The 17,399-nt window shown below is 47.9% G+C and carries 14 protein-coding genes; 12 read left to right on the plus strand and 2 right to left on the minus strand.

Translation table 11 applies throughout. The features are described 5' to 3' along the window. Positions 1 to 12: 12 nt before the first annotated feature. From FE785_RS03970 to FE785_RS03985, 4 genes are all read left to right on the plus strand, one after another. Positions 13 to 1,311: an FAD-dependent monooxygenase gene (locus FE785_RS03970; RefSeq protein ID WP_138564533.1), complete on the plus strand. Its 1,299-nt coding sequence runs from the start codon at positions 13 to 15 to the stop codon at positions 1,309 to 1,311. Beyond that, on the plus strand, positions 1,311 to 2,552 hold the full coding sequence (locus FE785_RS03975) for a UbiH/UbiF/VisC/COQ6 family ubiquinone biosynthesis hydroxylase (protein WP_238696355.1): 1,242 nt from the start codon (positions 1,311 to 1,313) through the stop codon (positions 2,550 to 2,552). Before FE785_RS03970 ends, FE785_RS03975 begins: the two co-directional genes overlap by 1 nt. A gap of 48 nt (positions 2,553 to 2,600) precedes the next feature. Next, positions 2,601 to 3,431, plus strand: a complete 831-nt coding sequence (locus FE785_RS03980) for a potassium channel family protein (protein WP_238696356.1) — start codon at positions 2,601 to 2,603, stop codon at positions 3,429 to 3,431. 231 nt (positions 3,432 to 3,662) lie between these two features. Continuing rightward, positions 3,663 to 4,622: a LysR family transcriptional regulator gene (locus FE785_RS03985; RefSeq protein WP_138564535.1), complete on the plus strand. Its 960-nt coding sequence runs from the start codon at positions 3,663 to 3,665 to the stop codon at positions 4,620 to 4,622. Positions 4,623 to 4,770: 148 nt separating this feature from the next. Here FE785_RS03985 and FE785_RS03990 read toward each other — a convergent pair whose 3' ends face one another. Both FE785_RS03990 and trxB read right to left on the minus strand, forming a co-directional pair. Next, positions 4,771 to 5,460, minus strand: a complete 690-nt coding sequence (locus tag FE785_RS03990) for a BamJ family beta-barrel-assembly machinery protein (RefSeq protein WP_138564536.1) — start codon at positions 5,458 to 5,460, stop codon at positions 4,771 to 4,773. 126 nt (positions 5,461 to 5,586) lie between these two features. Next, complete coding sequence (trxB, locus tag FE785_RS03995; RefSeq protein WP_138564537.1) at positions 5,587 to 6,534, minus strand: thioredoxin-disulfide reductase; 948 nt, start codon at positions 6,532 to 6,534, stop codon at positions 5,587 to 5,589. A 373-nt stretch (positions 6,535 to 6,907) separates the two neighbouring features. Between trxB and FE785_RS04000 the strand changes: the two genes are divergently transcribed. The 8 genes from FE785_RS04000 (at position 6,908) to FE785_RS04035 (ending at position 17,287) form a co-directional block, all read left to right on the plus strand. Beyond that, positions 6,908 to 9,553, plus strand: a complete 2,646-nt coding sequence (locus tag FE785_RS04000) for a DNA translocase FtsK (protein ID WP_138564538.1) — start codon at positions 6,908 to 6,910, stop codon at positions 9,551 to 9,553. A 4-nt stretch (positions 9,554 to 9,557) separates the two neighbouring features. Beyond that, positions 9,558 to 10,238 (plus strand): outer membrane lipoprotein periplasmic chaperone LolA, encoded by a 681-nt coding sequence (gene lolA, locus FE785_RS04005; protein ID WP_238696357.1) that lies wholly within the window; start codon positions 9,558 to 9,560, stop codon positions 10,236 to 10,238. Positions 10,239 to 10,240: 2 nt separating this feature from the next. Further along, positions 10,241 to 11,581 carry a replication-associated recombination protein A gene (locus FE785_RS04010; RefSeq protein ID WP_138564539.1) on the plus strand — a complete coding sequence of 447 codons (1,341 nt, stop codon included), beginning with the start codon at positions 10,241 to 10,243 and terminating at the stop codon, positions 11,579 to 11,581. A 70-nt stretch (positions 11,582 to 11,651) separates the two neighbouring features. Beyond that, positions 11,652 to 12,026: a fluoride efflux transporter CrcB gene (gene crcB / locus FE785_RS04015; RefSeq protein ID WP_138564540.1), complete on the plus strand. Its 375-nt coding sequence runs from the start codon at positions 11,652 to 11,654 to the stop codon at positions 12,024 to 12,026. Between the two features lie 47 nt (positions 12,027 to 12,073). After that, complete coding sequence (gcvT, locus tag FE785_RS04020; protein WP_138564541.1) at positions 12,074 to 13,195, plus strand: glycine cleavage system aminomethyltransferase GcvT; 1,122 nt, start codon at positions 12,074 to 12,076, stop codon at positions 13,193 to 13,195. Positions 13,196 to 13,337: 142 nt separating this feature from the next. Continuing rightward, entirely contained in the window at positions 13,338 to 13,715 is a 378-nt protein-coding gene (gcvH, locus tag FE785_RS04025; protein WP_138564542.1) for a glycine cleavage system protein GcvH, read from the plus strand. A 129-nt stretch (positions 13,716 to 13,844) separates the two neighbouring features. Further along, positions 13,845 to 16,763, plus strand: coding sequence for an aminomethyl-transferring glycine dehydrogenase (gene gcvP / locus FE785_RS04030; protein WP_138564543.1), 2,919 nt, complete (start codon positions 13,845 to 13,847; stop codon positions 16,761 to 16,763). Further along, positions 16,760 to 17,287: a glycine cleavage system transcriptional repressor gene (locus FE785_RS04035; RefSeq protein ID WP_138564544.1), complete on the plus strand. Its 528-nt coding sequence runs from the start codon at positions 16,760 to 16,762 to the stop codon at positions 17,285 to 17,287. Before gcvP ends, FE785_RS04035 begins: the two co-directional genes overlap by 4 nt. The last annotated feature ends 112 nt before the right edge of the window (positions 17,288 to 17,399 follow it).

The raw sequence follows: 17,399 nt of genomic DNA on the forward strand, positions 1-17,399 counted from the left end.
ATAGACTGAATTATGACGCAAAGCGACTCTTTTAATAACCCAACCGAATCGACTCAATCGGCACAACCGGCTGATCTGCGTGCTGATATCCATGCCGATATTTTGGTTGTCGGCGGTGGACCGGTCGGTACGCTATTGTCGATTGCTCTGGCGCAACAAGACTATCAGGTTGTGATGGTCGAGCGTTTTTTGCCTGAGTTCGCCAAACAAGCCGGCAATGAAAAGGCCCAAACCGAGCCGCGTAACGCATTTGACGGACGTGTACTGGCTTTATCAAAAGGTTCCAGCGATTTTCTACAACAAGTTTCGGTCTGGTCCGAACTAGAGCCTTTAACCACCGCGATCGAGCATGTTCATGTTTCCCAGCAGGGTTATATGGGGTTAACGACGTTGCATGCTGACGATCTGTCGGTGCCAGCTCTTGGTTACAGTGTTCAGTCGCAAGATCTGGGCAAGGTACTATGGCAAAAGGCCGTTGCGCAAAAGAATCTGCAAATCATCAGTCCTGCCGAATTGGTGAGTTTCGTTGATGACGGCGATGCAATCAGTGCCAATATCCAACCCCTTGATGACTCGAATCAACTGCTTACGATCAGCGCTAAATTGATTATCGGGGCGGATGGCACCGAATCCAAAGTTCGCCAGCAGTTAGGCTTGCCAATGCAACAGAAGTCGTATCATGCCTATGCGGTGCTCGCGCAAATCGAAACCGAACAGCATCCAAACGGTTGGTCGTTTGAGCGTTTTACCGAGCAGGGTCCAGTGGCTTTATTGCCGATGTTTGGTCATGCTCATAAAGCGGTAATGGTTTGCCCGGAAGAGCAGCTTGCGGAAATTCAAGCGTTGGACGATCAACAGTATATCGAGCGTTTTGCCGAGAAAATGGGCGAGCGTCTTGGGTGTTTCACCAAAGTCAGTCCTCGTATCGCTTATCCTTTAACCGAATCCTATGCTCCGAGAATGACCAAAGGGCGCGCCTTATTGATGGGTAATGCTTCCCATACCCAACATCCTGTCGCCGCACAAGGTTTGAATTTGGGGATTCGAGATATAGAACAATTTTTACAGGTGTTGCAAGGCAAGCAGATGACTCAAGACCCTGGTGATCTATCGCTATTGGCAAACTATGCCGCTTCGCGTGAGGACGATCATAAAAAAGTGATGGGCATGACCGATAGTCTGATTCAACTTTTTCAGCATGGCTCACCGCTGGTCGGGCATTTACGAGGCCTGGGTTTAATGGCACTGCAGGCGATGCCTGGATTGAAACGTCGTTTTGCCAAATTCTCTATGTACGGGAGACGTAACTAGTGGTTCATAAAGTGGTCAATAAGCTGAATGAAAATAATCGTTATGATGTGATTATTGTCGGCGGCGGCATGGTCGGAGCCGCAACCGCTTTAGGTTTGGCGCAAATGGGGTTTAATGTCCTGGTGGTTGAAAAAAATGTTCCATCAGTTGAATGGACTGAGCAACAACCCTATCAGTTACGTGTCAGCGCCTTAACGCGAGCCTCGGAAAATATTCTTAAAAATCTCGGAGCCTGGCAGGGGATTGCAAAGCGCCGTTATCATGCCTTTACCTCTATGCGCGTCTGGGATGAAGTGAATCCTGGCGAGGTGATTTTCAGTGCCGCGGAAATGGATGAACCCAATCTTGGCTATACCGTGGAAAACGATGTGATTCAGGCGGCTTTATGGGAGCAGTTGCAAGCACATGACAAGATCAGTTTGTGTCTTAATGAGTCCTTAGCTGATGTTAAGCTTTATGCCGATTATGCGGAGGTGATAATCGGCGAGACAACTTGGCAAACGCCATTATTGATTGGTGCCGACGGCGCCTTTTCCAAGGTTCGCGAACTTGCCGGTATTGCGGTCGAAGAGCACAGTTATCAGCAGTGTGCGGTGGTCGGTTGTGTGAAAACCGAACTTTCCCATGAAGATGCCTGTTGGCAACGCTATACCGCAAACGGTCCTTTTGCGTATTTGGCGATGTCGGACAATGTCAGTTCTATCGCCTGGTATCTGCCGGAAGATAAAAAACAGTGGGCGTTAGAGTTGGATGACAAAGCATTCGCCAATGAGTTGGAAAAGGCGTCAGGTTTTCGCTTAGGTCAGGTGTTGGAAGTTTCACAGCGAGGTGCCTTTCCTCTAGTGCGTCGACATGCCAAACATTACGTCTTGCCCCATCTGGCTTTGGTGGGCGATGCCGCCCATACCATTCATCCACAGGCAGGTCAGGGAGTTAATTTAGGTCTGTTGGATGCTGCCGCGTTGGTGGAAACCTTAAGTCAAGCGCGTCAACAAGGTAAGTCGTGGGGGCGTCAGTCGGTATTGCGTAAATACGAACGTTGGCGTCGTGGCGACAATGCGATAGTACAACGTTCTATGGAAGGTTTTGATTGGCTGTTTAAGCAAGACAGCGAAATCAAACAACAGATAAGAAAGCCTTTTTTATCCTTGGCAAACCGTATGACCTGGGTGAAGAACTGGTTGATGGGGCAGGCGTTGAATGGCCGCGAAGCCTTGCCGAACTTGGCGAAACGAGATTAAAACATTTTCAGTTAAAGCTCTGAATATAACTATAGGGGAGACAGTTTGATGAGAATCAATGCCTTATTGGGAGTGGCGGGGGTTAACCCGACAGAGAATCGTCAAGCGCGTCGAATCGGACGAGCGTTTGAATATCTTGTCCTGATAGCGTTGTTTGTTGTCTTTGCCCAACTATTGATGCTCTACAGTCATCAACTCGATGATGCCAATTGGCTGACCAATCTTGTCTGGCTGGTGTTTTTTCTTGAGCTGGTGGTCAACCTTTATTTTGTCAATAATCGTGTGCTCTATCTTAAGGAGAACTGGCTCAATATAGCGATTGTGGTTGCCGCATTTCCTTGGTGGGAGTGGGGCAGCGATTGGGCGACCATTATCCGTTCTTTGAGGTTAGTGTTGTTTATCCGTTTCTTTACCGGTTTCTTTAGCGATCTGGTACAGATCATGGGGCGCAACCGCTTCGGTCAGATATTGGTGGTGTTTGCCTTTATTATTATTGCAGCGGGTGGGCTCTTTGCATTTTTGGAAGACCGAACTTTCCATGAAGGTATCTGGTACGCCTTGGTAACCATTACCACCGTTGGTTATGGTGATGTGGTGCCGGTCAGTGACGAGGGGCGTATTTTCGGTATGGTGCTGATTTTATTCGGCGTCGTCTTTTTCTCGCTGGTCACGGCGAATATTTCCGCTTTTTTGATTGGTTCAGAACAGCGCCAGTTGGAGCGCGATATCCTTAATTATATGAAGCAGACCGATCAGCGTTTGGCAGCACAACAAGAAAGAAATCAAAAGCATGTCGAGCATATCGTCAAACACATGAGTGATGAGATTTCAGAATTGAAAAAAGAGATTAAGGCTTTAAAGAACGATTTGAACCGTTAGTGGGAGGTTGTCTTGAGCTGTTGATTTTGCCAATTAATCTCTGTTTGATGTTTGTCGTTGTCTTTTTATTGAGCAACCTCCAATGCTTAATCCACAAGGTTTTGTAGTCATTTTGAGCTATCGTCAAAAAAAAACCAATCGGTCCGCCAAGTTGTTTGACATTTCATAAGTAAACGCCTATATTCATAAACCATAATTAGAATTTATATTGATCTATAAAGGAAATAGCGGATGGCAGACAGACGTCTTCAGGTATTCCATACTGTTGCTAAAGTAATGAGTTTTACCAAGGCTGCGGAAACGCTTCATATGACTCAGCCAGCGGTGACATTCCAAGTCAAGCAGCTTGAAGATTTCTTCAATACTCGTCTATTTGATCGTACCCATAACAAGATTACATTGACCGATGCGGGCAAGGTTGTTTACGACTATGCCGATCAGATTCTTGAACACTATGAGAAGATGAATAGTGAGGTACGAGAATTAACGGGTGAGGTAACAGGTTCTTTGGTAATCGGTGCGAGTACCACCATTGCCGAATATATGTTGCCTAGTCTGCTGGGCGCTTTCAAGAAACAGTTCGAAGACGTCAATATCCGTTTGCAGGTAGGTAATACTGAAGCAATCGTATCTATGGTCGAAAACAACATGATCGATTTGGGGCTTGTTGAAGCACCGGTGCAAAACAAAAACCTTGAGGTGGATGTTTGTCGTATTGATGAAATGCAGTTAATTTGTCCGTTGGATCACCCTTTGGCGAAACGCGATAAGGTAACGGTTGAAGAGTTCCGTAAGTACGCTTATATCTCACGTGAAGAGGGCTCCGGTTCTCGTCAGGTAATCGATGCTTATATTCGTGAGCAAGGTTTCAGCTATAGTGATTTGAATGTGGTTATGGAGTTAGGTAGTCCTGAAGCGGTTAAGATGGCGGTTGAATCCGATGTCGGTATCGCTGTGGTATCTCGTACCACGCTTGCTAAAGAGTTGCGTTTGGGTACGCTCAAAGCAATTCCTCTGGATCCACCTATTTTACGTCCGTTCTCCCATGTTCGTCAGAAACACAAGTTCCGTCATCGTGCGGTAGGTGAGTTGCTTGATTTTGCAGTCGATTACTGTAAAGAGCGTGCCGTGGAACTTGGCTTTAGGTTACCGACTGACGATGAGCAATCTCTAGGTCGTAAAGCGAATTAAACCAACTGTTTGATCGGTTTCAGAAAAGGCGGGTAATCAATGGATTACTCGCCTTTTTTTATGCTCTATTATCGTAAAATTTTAGACCAATAAAAAAGCCGCTTGTCCTCATGGATCCAAGCGGCCTAATCAGCTAAGGCTAGTGAGCTTAGCTGTTATCGCTGGTGAATTGAATCAACTCAATGGTGAAACGCAGTGTTTGGTTTGGTCCAATTGCTTGACCGGCACCACGCTCGCCATAGGCCAGTTCAGATGGGATTACCACTTCCCATTTGTCACCAGGTTTCATCATTTTCAGTACTTCGCCCCAGCCCTTGATGACATTGCCCATCTGGAACTTAAGCGGGGTACCGCGCTGGTACGAGCTATCGAATACCTTACCGTCGATAAAGGTTCCTTCGTAGTGGGCGAAGATGGTATCGTTTTCAGTTGGTGATTCGCCTTTACCTGATTTGATGATCTTGTATTGAATGCCGTTATCCAGCGTTTTTACGCCGTCTTGTTTGCCGTGCTCGGCCATAAATTGCTTACCGGCGGCAAGATTGGCTTCTGCTTGCTGTTTACGCATCGCTTCTTGCTTCTGCATCATGGTCTTTTTGACTTCGGCAATTGCTTTCATCATCTCTTCTTCGGATAGACGAGATGGTTTGTTACTCAATGCATCCTTTACACCCAGGCTAAATGCTTCGGCATCAATGGTCAGGCCTTGTTGAGTCAGATTTTTTGCCATGTCCGTACCCAGTGTATAGCTGGCTTTCTGCTCATTTGTTGTCAGTTCGGCAGCAAATGCATTTTGTGAGATTAATAAGCCAATAGCAAGAATCAGCGGCTTTTTCATAAAGTAACCTTCTTATTTTGTTTGGAGGGATTGATGCTAACTCAATATCGAGTTATTTGAAATACTCAAACGTTAACCAAGTATGAAGACCATATCCTGCTTAACGTTTGATTATGGAAAAGGGCTTTATAGGTTATCCAGATACTTTTCGGCATCCAGCGCAGCCATGCAGCCTACACCGGCCGAGGTGATCGCCTGCTTGTAGGTTTGGTCCATGACGTCACCAGCGGCGAACACGCCTGGAATCGAAGTTTGCGTTGCATTACCCTGAAGACCGCTTTGTACTTTGATGTAACCGTGGTCCATCTCCAGTTGACCTTCGAACATGGCTGTATTCGGGGTATGGCCGATGGCGATAAAGACGCCGGCAAGATCAATCTGTTTGATTTCGCCGGAATCTGTGTTTTTGATCTTGATACCGGTTACGCCCATATTGTCACCGACCACTTCTTCTAGGGTCGAGTTGAATTCGATCTTGATATTGCCGTTGGCCGCTTTTTCATGCAGGTGGTCGGCCAAGATCTTTTCCGAGGAGAATTTGTCGCGGCGGTGCACAATGGTCACCTCATCAGCGATATTCGATAGATAAAGCGCTTCTTCAACCGCCGTGTTACCACCACCGATCACCGCAACTTTCTGCTTACGGTAGAAGAAACCGTCGCAAGTCGCGCAGGCGGAAACCCCTTTACCTTTGAAGGCTTCTTCCGATTCCAGGCCAAGATATTTGGCCGATGCACCGGTGGCGATAATCAGCGCATCACAAGTGTACTCCCCTGAATCACCGATTAACTTAAACGGTTTTTCACTGAGTTCAGCGGTATGGATGTGGTCAAACAGGATTTCTGTACCGAAGCGTTCGGCGTGCTTTTGCATGCGAACCATCAGATCCGGACCGGTCAGGCCTTCAGGGTCTCCAGGCCAGTTGTCGACTTCGGTAGTTGTGGTTAACTGACCACCTTGCTGCATTCCGGTGATAATCACCGGTTCAAGGTTTGCTCGTGCTGCGTAAACGGCTGCGGTATAGCCGGCAGGGCCGGAACCCAAAATAAGTAGCTTGCAATGTTTAGTGGCCATAAAGTTATCCTTTAAAGTTGTCTATGTGATATTCAATTTCTGTGTACTATAACAGAGAGGCAGTTGAGGTCTCAAACCCGTTTTACAGCCTGCTAAATGGCTTGGTGCTTATAGTCCAACTCTGTTTGTTAACTGTGCTAAAATTTTAGCAGTTTTGGAAATTTAAGTTCGCTTAAATTGTGGCGGCAATCGTGACTGATAGCTTGAGTTGAATTAACTCGCTATTCATTGCACAGATAAGTTGCGTTAAGCTATGCCTAATGCTGGTTTAGGGCTGTTTTTGCCTATAAACAATACTAATAGAGTTGCGATTTGATTTGATCAGATATCGCAGCATCTTTCAGATTTCAATAAAAGGGCTTCGTTGTAATCAATGTCTTTTAAACCCAATCGTTCACAAAGCAATGCGATTAGTGCCGAGAGCAGTCAAGATGACAGCGGCGTATCAAAAATGAAACGTTGTGCTTGGATCATAAAAGACGGAGTCGTACTCAGCTGCATCGGCTTGGCCTTTTTCCTCTTTTTAGTTCTATTCAGTTATTCCAATACCGACCCTGGCTTTGATTCGGTCGGTGACGGCTATGCCATCAATAATTACGGCGGTAAAACCGGAGCCTGGTTGGCGTCAATGCTGCTGTATGTCTTCGGTGTATTCGGTTTTCTGATTCCATTCGGTATTTTATTGGCCGGTTGGATTACCTTAAAGCTGCGCAATGGTAATGAAACCGACTATTTACGTTTTGTCGTCAGTCTGCTCGGTTTATTGTTATTGATTTCTTCCGGTGCCGGTTTGGCAAACCTGTTTATGCAACCGGATGCACTGGTGCCTTTACCTTATTCAGCCGGTGGCGTTTTGGGGTATGAATTGAGTAATGGGCTAGTCGCTTCTATTGATCTGTTGGGCGCGACGCTTTTATTGTTGGTGTTGTTCGCGGTTTCCATCAGTATGTTAAGCAGTTGTTCTTGGTTAACGATTATTGAGTTTACCGGTGAGCAGGCTTATCGGTTCTGGAAGTTTGTCGAGCAAAAATTCAATGACGTTGTTGCCAACCGCAGCGACAGTGATGAAGAGAAGCCGCGAGTTCAGATCAACGATAAATTTGCCGCATCCGGCGATGGCGTTGCCGCACGCAACAAGTGGTTGCATAAAGCGTTAGCGGTGAAGCAGGGTTTGACTGATAAAGTCATGGCTAAAAGCCGACGTAATGTTTCGCCTGCTGATGAGCATATGGAAAAAACCATAGATAGTTCGGCATTTAAATTAGAACCGGATAGCGCGCCGAAATTAACCGAAGAAAACGACACCGTTGCGCCACAATTGGCAAACCAGCCAATGACTGATGAACCAAGCAGCGACTCTTCTCAGTTGGCTGACAGTAATGAACCGGTTTCTTTGCAATCAAATATAGCCGCTGAAGACAGTGATATTGCCCCAGCAGTAGTCGCATTAGAGCCGCAATCTCAACCGGTGTCCCAAGTCAAAGTCGGTCAGAAACAGCAAGCCAGCAATGCGGTCATTCAGCAAAAAGCCGAGTTACCTAAACTGGAATTGCTTGATCCGCCGCCATCTTATGATGAAGGTTTTTCCAAAGAGGAATTGACCCAGCTTTCCGGTTTATTGGAACAGCGTTTGATGGAATTCGGCGTTGCCGTACAAGTCGAGTCGGTGCAGCCGGGCCCTGTGGTCACGCGTTTTGAAATCTTACCGGCTCCAGGAGTTAAGGTCAGTCAAATCAATAACCTGGCCAAAGACTTGGCGCGAGTCTTGTCGGTCAAATCGGTACGTGTGGTTGATGTTATTCCCGGTAAGGCAGTAGTCGGCATCGAAATTCCGAACGAGCAGCGTGAAATCGTCAGTTTCCGAGAAGTACTCTCCTCGGAAGAGTTCCAGCAAGCTTCATCACCGCTTACCGTGGCTTTAGGTAAGGATATTTCCGGTAAACCGGTCGTCGCCGATATTGCCAAGATGCCGCACCTGTTGGTGGCCGGTACCACCGGAGCCGGTAAATCGGTCGGGGTCAACAGTATGATCTTGAGCCTGCTCTATAAAAGCACTGCGGAACAAGTACGCTTGATTATGGTCGACCCGAAGATGCTCGAATTATCGGTGTATGAAGACATTCCACACCTGTTGACCCCGGTGGTCACCGATATGAGTGATGCGGCCAATGCTTTACGCTGGTGTGTATTCGAGATGGATCGCCGTTATCAATTGATGGCGAAAATGGGTGTACGTAATATCGCCGGTTTCAACCAAAAAGTGCAAGCGGCCATAGATAAGGGACAGCCGATTATCGATCCGCTTTACCAGCAGAAAATGAGCTTTGCCGGTGAAATGGGCGAAATGCCACCAACGCTGGAGCCTTTACCTTATATTGTTGTCGTGGTCGATGAGTTTGCCGACATGATTATGGTGGTCGGTAAAGAGGTGGAGCAGTTGATTGCCCGTATTGCGCAAAAAGCGCGTGCCGCAGGTATCCATTTGATTCTGGCAACACAGCGTCCGTCGGTGAATGTTATTACCGGCCTGATCAAGGCCAATATTCCAACTCGTATCTCGTTTATGGTAAATACCAAGATCGACTCGCGTACCATTCTCGATCAAGGCGGTGCCGAGCAGTTATTGGGGATGGGGGATATGCTCTTTATGCCGCCGGGTTCCGGTTCGCCTAAACGTGTTCACGGTGCCTTTATGACCGATGAAGAAGTGCATAGTGTTGCCGAATTCATCAAGCAGCAAGGGCAGCCACAATATCTTGAAGCGATTACTCAGGCCAATCACGGCAATGATGGTGGTGCCGGTGGTTCGGATGACGCCGAGCAAGACGCGCTGTATGATGAAGCGGTCGAGTTTGTTGTCCAGGGGCGCCGTGTATCGATTTCATCGATTCAGCGTCGTTTCAAGATCGGTTATAACCGTGCCGCGCGTATTGTTGAGGCAATGGAATCCGCCGGTGTTGTCTCCACTGCCGGAGCCAATGGTAACCGTGAAGTCTTGGCTCCTAAACCACAAGAATAATGAAATGAATCTAAAGGAATTTTCAGTGCAGGTCGCGCTTTGCCCCTTATCTATTTTGAATCGTATGTTCTCTAGTTACCGTTTGCTTTTTATTGTCTCGCTATTGCTGGTTGGCAATGCGCAGGCCGCCAAAGGCCAGTTATTACAGGATTACGTTAATAACTTGGTGACTTTTAAGGCCGACTTTATCCAGACTCAGCCGGATGAATCGACCTTTACCGAAAACCGCTCTCAAGGTCAGATGGAGTTGAGTCGTCCGGGGCGTTTGATTTGGCAGTATCAGCAACCGAGTGAACAGAAAATTGTTGTCGACAGCGAAAACCTTTGGGTTTATGACTTGGATCTAGACCAGGTCTCGGTGCGCCCGATTAAAGATATCAAAAATGAGATTCCACTAAGTTGGTTGCTTTATAACGAGCCGATTGAGCAGAAGTACGACATTATCGAATCGAGCAGCCGTAACGGTATGAACTGGTTCAATTTGACGCCAAAGTCGCCAACCTTTTTTCAGAGTATCGATGTCGGTATGAAAAACGGCGAGATGGTCGAGGTCTGGATGTATCAAGGCATCGATAATATCACCAAGGTGAAATTCAAAAATATCGAGTCCAATAAGGTCATTCCGTTGCAACGTTTTCAGTTTGAAGTGCCTGCTGGCATCGATTTGATTGGTCAGCCGAAATAGTCATGTCTGTTTATCAGCCCTTATCGGATCGGTTACGCCCGCAGACGCTTGAAGAGTATGTCGGCCAGACGCATCTGCTGGGAACGAATCGAGCCTTAAGTAAAATGCTGGCTTCGCAGCGTTTGCATTCGATGGTCTTTTGGGGGCCGCCGGGAGTCGGTAAAACCACGTTGGCGCGTTTGATTGCCAAACAGTCAGGTTTACAGTTTATCAGTTTGTCGGCAGTGCTCGATGGGGTCAAGGAAGTACGTGCCGCGGTCGAACAGGCGAAACTGCATCGCCAGCAGTTTCAGCAGGGCACACTATTGTTTGTCGATGAAGTGCACCGTTTTAACAAGGCTCAGCAGGATGCGTTTTTACCGTTTGTCGAAGACGGCACCTTTATCTTTATCGGCGCCACCACCGAGAACCCGTCCTTTGAATTGAATAATGCGCTGTTATCCCGTGCCAAAGTCTATGTGCTGCGCATGCTTGATGAAGACGAGTTGGCACAGGTGTTACAGAGAGCGATTGTCCTGCTTGAGCAGGATTTAAGCAGCGGTACCGAGGTTAAGGTAGAGATCGATAACGCCGCTCAGCAGATGCTGATTGATGCCGCCGACGGTGACGCCAGACGCTTGCTGAACAGTCTTGAACAGGCGATGGATTTTGCCGAATACGAGGTGATCAGTGAAGAGCTAGGTCGAGTCATTTTGACGATGGAGCATTGCAAGGAAGTGCTTCATCAAGGTGTACGTCGATTCGACAAGGGCGGTGAAGCCTTTTATGATCAAATCTCCGCTTTGCATAAATCGATCCGCGGTTCCGATGCCAATGCCGCTTTATACTGGTTGGTGAGAATGCTTGATGGTGGTGCCGACCCGCGTTATCTGGCGCGCCGCCTGATTCGCATGGCGAGTGAAGAGATCGGTAATGCCGATCCGAAGGCTTTACAGGTTGCCGTCAATGCGGCCGAGGCTTACGAACGTCTCGGTTCGCCGGAAGGTGATTTGGCTTTGGCGCATGCCGCCAGCTATCTGGCGGTGGCACCCAAATCGAATGCGGTTTATATGGCTTATAAATCGGTATTGGCCGATATTCGCGAACACGGTTCGCATGAAGTGCCCTTGCACTTGCGCAATGCGCCGACCAAGCTGATGGCGGAGCTTAATTATGGTGAAGGTTATCGATATGCACACGATGAGCCGGAAGCCTTTGCCGCCGGTGAGTGTTACTTTCCCGAAGAGATGGCGGAAAAAGATTATTACCAGCCGAATGAGCGTGGTTTGGAAATTAAGATTGCCGCGAAAATGCGCCACTTGCAACAGTTAAATCAGCAAGCGATTTATAAAAGGCGTAAATAGAACAGTTTAAAAGCTTTTATTTGCCAGTTATCAATGGCATTAACTTGGATCAATAAAGGATAAGGAAACCATGAATCTGTGGATTGCTATCGCTTTGGGTGGGGCTTTGGGGGCGACCGCGCGTTTTGCCATGTCGCATCAGGTTTATCAATGGTTGGGGCGTGATTTCGCCTGGGGTACCTTGTCGGTCAATGTGTTGGGTTCTTTTCTAATGGGGTTGCTCAGCGTGATTATTATCGATAAATTGGCGTTGACCACCGAATGGCGTTCATTTCTTCTGGTCGGCTTTCTTGGTGCCTTTACCACCTTCTCCACCTTTTCTTATGAGACCATGCAATACATTCAAGTGGGCGAGCTGAGCAAGGCGATGTTGAATATACTTGTCAGCGTTGTCGTTTGTCTGGTTGCGGTCTGGCTGGGGCTTTTGGCCGGAAAACAGTTTTAACGCAAAGTTTATTATTTTAAGCACTCACCGCTATTAAGGATGACGCCATGACACAATCCGCTTTGTTACGCACACCTTTATATGACCTGCATCAGGAACTGGGAGCAAAACTGGTTGAGTTCGCCGGTTATGAAATGCCAGTACAGTATCCTTTAGGGGTGAAAAAAGAGCATCTGCATACCCGTTCAGCGGCAGGCTTGTTCGATGTTTCACATATGGGGCAAGTCAAACTCAGCGGTGCCAAGGCCGCGCAGGCATTGGAAAAACTGGTACCGGTTGATATTGTCGATCTGCCGCAGATGCGTCAGCGTTATGCATTATTCACCAATGAAGAGGGCGGCGTGCTCGATGATTTGATGGTCACCAATGCGGGGGATTTCCTGTTTTTAGTGGTCAATGCGGCCTGTAAAGAACAGGACATCGCGCATTTGCAAAACCACCTTGAAGACGAATGCAATATAGAAGTGCTTAGTGATCGAGCTTTGTTGGCATTGCAAGGGCCGCAGGCGGCGCGCATTATGGCGCAATTGGCACCGGAGTCGGCGCAGATGGTGTTTATGACGGCTAAATGGCTGCAGCTTGATGGCATTGAATGTTTCGTCACCCGCTCCGGTTACAGTGGTGAGGACGGTTTTGAAATCTCGGTGCCTGCCAAACAGGCCGAACATCTAGCCAGAGTGTTGCTCACCGATGACGATGTGCAAATGATCGGTCTCGGGGCGCGTGATTCATTACGCTTGGAGGCCGGGTTATGCCTATATGGTCACGAGTTATCCACAGAAATCACACCGGTTGAGGCGAGCCTGAATTGGGCTTTATCGAAAGCGCGCCGTGCCGATGGCATTCGCCCGGGAGGTTATTTGGGCGATAAAACCATTATGCAGCAACTGGCACAGGGAGTAAGTCGCAAAAGAGTCGGCATTCAAGCGCTGGGTAAAATGCCGGTACGTGACCCGGCGGAGTTGTTCGATGCCGGTAATAACCTTATCGGTTTTGTCAGTAGCGGTGGTTTCGGCCCGAGTGTCAATGCGCCGATTGCGATCGGGTTTGTCAGCACAGAGTTGGCCGTAAACGGTACCCGTTTATTTGCCAAGGTGCGCAATAAACTGGTCGAGGTAGAGGTGGTCGGTTTACCGTTTATTCAAGCCAATTATTATCGCGGCAACTAAAAACAGAAAAAATTACAAATGGCGTTAAAGCGCTTACAAATGCCAATGCAATCGGTTTAAAATAAGCAACATTACAGGGTGAGTACTCATCATTTCAAATGATGACAAAACCATACAGATTGCGTTTAAGGAGAGCAACCTCATGAGTCAGATTAAATACAGCGCAGAGCACGAATGGGTGCAGGACAATGGCGATGGCACCGTGCTAATCGGAATTACCGATTTCGCTCAACAGCAATTGGGTGATTTGGTGTTTGTTGAGTTACCGGAAGTCGGTGACAGCATCAGCAAAGGAGAGGAGATCTCCGTTATCGAATCGGTTAAGGCGGCGAGTGATTTATTTGCACCGGTTGACGGTACCATTGTCGAGGTCAATGAATCTCTCGATGACGAGCCCGAACTGATTAACGAAGATGCGATGGCCAACTGGATTATCAAAGTCGAGTTGTCCGATGCCAGTGATTTGGATGACTTGATGGACGAGGATGCTTATCAAGCTCTAACCGAAGAAGAAGCTTAAATAAAAAGGCGCTTGCAGGCAAAACCTCAAGCGCTTTTTTTGTATCCGGTTTTTATTAACTTGCGATCAGTCATAAAACAAGCCAAATGACAACGCCGAAAATAAGATTCGACATTGCGGAGAATTTTTATGCTATTTAATCTGTTTGAGTTAAATAACCAATCATTAAAGGAATTACAGCAGAGTGAGTCCTTTATCCAGCGCCATCTGGGGCCGGATGAAAGTGAGCAGCAAGCGATGCTGCAACAACTTGGCTATGATTCCATTGATGAAATGCTTGCAGCGATCGTGCCGCGGGCGATTCGTCGTGAAGACGAGATGGCATTAGCGGCAGGGCTGACCGAACATCAGTCGCTGGCTGAACTCAAGCAGATTGCGGATAAAAACCTTTGCTATAAGACCTATCTGGGCATGGGCTATTACAATACTTTGACCCCTCCTGTGATTCAACGCAATATCTTAGAAAACCCCGCTTGGTATACCGCCTATACGCCTTATCAGGCCGAGATTTCTCAAGGCCGCCTTGAGGCAATGCTCAATTTCCAGACCATGGTGTCAGATCTTACCGGGATGGAGCTTGCCAATGCTTCCATGCTTGATGAAGCGACCGCTTGCGCTGAAGCCATGACCTTGTGTCAGCGCATGAGCAAATCCAAAGGTAAGGTGTTTTTTGTCGCCGAAGACTGTCATCCGCAAAATATCGATGTTGTCAAAACTCGAGCCGAGCCGATGGGCATCGAAGTGGTCATCGGCAATCCGGCCGATGATATTGCTGACTATGATCTGTTCGGTATCTTATTGCAGTATCCGAATACCTATGGCGATGTCATTGATTACCGGGCGTTGATCGATCAGGTGCACGCTAAAAAAGCATTGGTGGTCATGGCGGCCGATCTATTGGCCTTGACCATTATGAAACCACCCGGCGAGATGGGCGCGGATGTCGCCGTCGGCAATACCCAACGTTTTGGAGTGCCTTTAGGTTATGGTGGGCCACATGCCGCTTATATGGCGACCAAGGATCAATTCAAGCGTTCCATGCCGGGGCGTTTGATAGGCGTGTCGCTGGATAGCCGTGGTAAACCGGCATTACGTCTTGCTCTGCAAACGCGAGAACAGCATATTCGCCGTGAAAAGGCGACCAGTAATATCTGTACTGCCCAGGCGTTATTGGCGGTTATGGCGAGTATGTATGCGGTCTATCACGGCGCTGAAGGTTTGACTAAGATTGCCTATCGCGTCAATCGCTATACTCAGGTTCTGGTTAAAGGCTTGCAGAGTCTCGGTTTTGAAATCACCAACCCGTGTTATTTCGATACGGTGAAAATCCATACCCCGAATCAGGCGCAGGAAATTTATCAGCGCGCTTTAGATCATCAAATCAATTTACGCATGATTGATAATGATCATCTCGGTTTATCGATTGATGAAAGCACTACGATTGAAGATATCGAATCGCTATGGCTGGTGTTTGTCGGCAGTGATGGCATCACCTTTCTTGCCGAAGATATTCTGCCGCAATGTGAAAGCTGCATTATCAATGGCGATTTGTACCGTAGCAGCGAATTCCTGCAACAGGATGTCTTTAAGCAGCACCGCTCGGAAACTGAGTTGATGCGTTATATGCGCAAGCTTGCCGATAAGGATTTAGCGCTTGATAGGGCAATGATTCCTCTAGGTTCCTGTACTATGAAATTAAACGCCGCCGCCGAATTGATGCCGATTTCCTGGCCGCAGTTTGCCGGACTACACCCGTTTGTTCCATTAGAGCAAGCCAAGGGGTATCAACAGCTTTGCCAGGAATTGGAGCAGATGCTCTGCGCTGCCACCGGATATGATGAAGTCTCATTGCAGCCCAATTCCGGCGCGCAGGGTGAATATGCCGGTCTATTGGCGATACGCGCCTACCACCAATCCAAGGGGGAGCAGCGTAATATCTGCCTGATCCCGGCATCGGCACATGGCACCAATCCTGCCTCGGCACAGATGGTAGGCATGGACGTCGTTGTCGTGAAAACCTCGGCTAAAGGAGAAATCGATCTTGAAGATCTACAAGCCAAGCTGGATAAGTATGCCGATCAGGTCGCCGCGATTATGATTACCTATCCGTCCACTCATGGCGTATTTGAACCTTCGGTGAAGACGGTTTGTGAGATGGTGCATCAAACCGGAGGACAGGTATATATCGATGGCGCCAATATGAATGCGATGGTCGGCCTTGCCGCGCCGGGGCATTTTGGTGGAGATGTCTCCCATCTCAACCTTCATAAAACCTTTGCCATTCCACATGGTGGGGGAGGACCGGGAGTAGGACCGATTGGTGTCAAAGCCCATCTGGCACCGTTCTTACCGGGCTATTCGGTTGTGCAGGACGATAGTGCGCCTCAGTATGTGGGCGCGGTATCTGCGGCGCCGTGGGGAAGTGCCGGGATTCTGCCGATCAGTTGGAGTTATATCCGCATGATGGGGCGAGAAGGTGTGTACCAAGCAACAGCAATTGCTATTTTAAATGCCAATTACATCGCCAGCCGTCTGGCCGATCACTATCCGATTTTATATAGCGATGACAATGGTCGTGTCGCTCATGAATGTATTGTCGATATTCGCGCCATTAAAGAGGAATCGGGTATCAGTGTAGAGGATATCGCCAAGCGTCTCATCGATTACGGTTTTCATGCGCCGACCATGTCTTTTCCGGTCGCCGGAACCTTGATGATTGAACCGACCGAATCGGAATCGCAATATGAGCTGGATCGTTTCTGTGATGCGATGATTGCCATTAAAAAAGAGATCAACGATGTCATTGCCGGTGTTTTGGATCGAGAAGACAATCCTCTAAAAAATGCGCCACACACCGCAGACATGTTAATGACCGATGACTGGCAGCACGCCTATAGTCGTGAATTGGCCGCTTATCCCTTAGAGAGTTTGCGCAGTGATAAATACTGGTGCCCGGTCGGCCGGGTCGATAATGTCTATGGCGACCGTAATCTGATCTGCTCTTGTCCTTCAATCAGCGATTATATGTACGAGGAGGCCGAATCATGAAGCAGTCAATTGTAATCAGCGTATTGGGTGATGATAAGCCGGGCTTGGTGGAAAGCTTGTCGCAATTGATAGTCGAGCATCAGGGGGAATGGGTGGAAAGCCGAATGGCCAGTCTGGCCGGTAAGTTTGCCGGGATTTTGAGTGTCAGTCTACCAAAAGAGAATATCGAGTCATTCAAAACGGCTTTGCAAAACTCTGAAAAGCTCTGTTTGAAAGTGATGTTTGAGGACTCTCTGGCCAGTAATCATGGCATTGCCTCAAAAACCTATCATATAGAACTATTGGGGCAGGACCAGCCGGGTATTATTCATAAGATATCTTCGGTGCTGGCGCGTTTGAATGCCAGTGTCGATGAACTCTATACCGAAGTGGTGGAGGCTTCAATGTCGGGTGAGCAACTGTTTAAAGCCAATATCGAACTACAGGTGCCTGCTGATGTCAGTGCCGCATTGATACAGCAGGAGTTAGAGCATTTGGCGAATGAATTGATTGTCGATATCGCGTTGCAGCCTAGCGAAAACTGACCGCTCTGCCCAATCATCAAAACTCTCTTTGCGATTGCTTGGGGATTGGCGCAATTGCGCTGAAAATAAATGCTAAAATACGCAACAATTTCATGCCGGCTTGTAGTTGCAA

It is taken from the genome of Thiomicrorhabdus sediminis, assembly GCF_005885815.1.
GTDB classification, from domain to species: Bacteria; Pseudomonadota; Gammaproteobacteria; order Thiomicrospirales; family Thiomicrospiraceae; genus Thiomicrorhabdus; species Thiomicrorhabdus sediminis.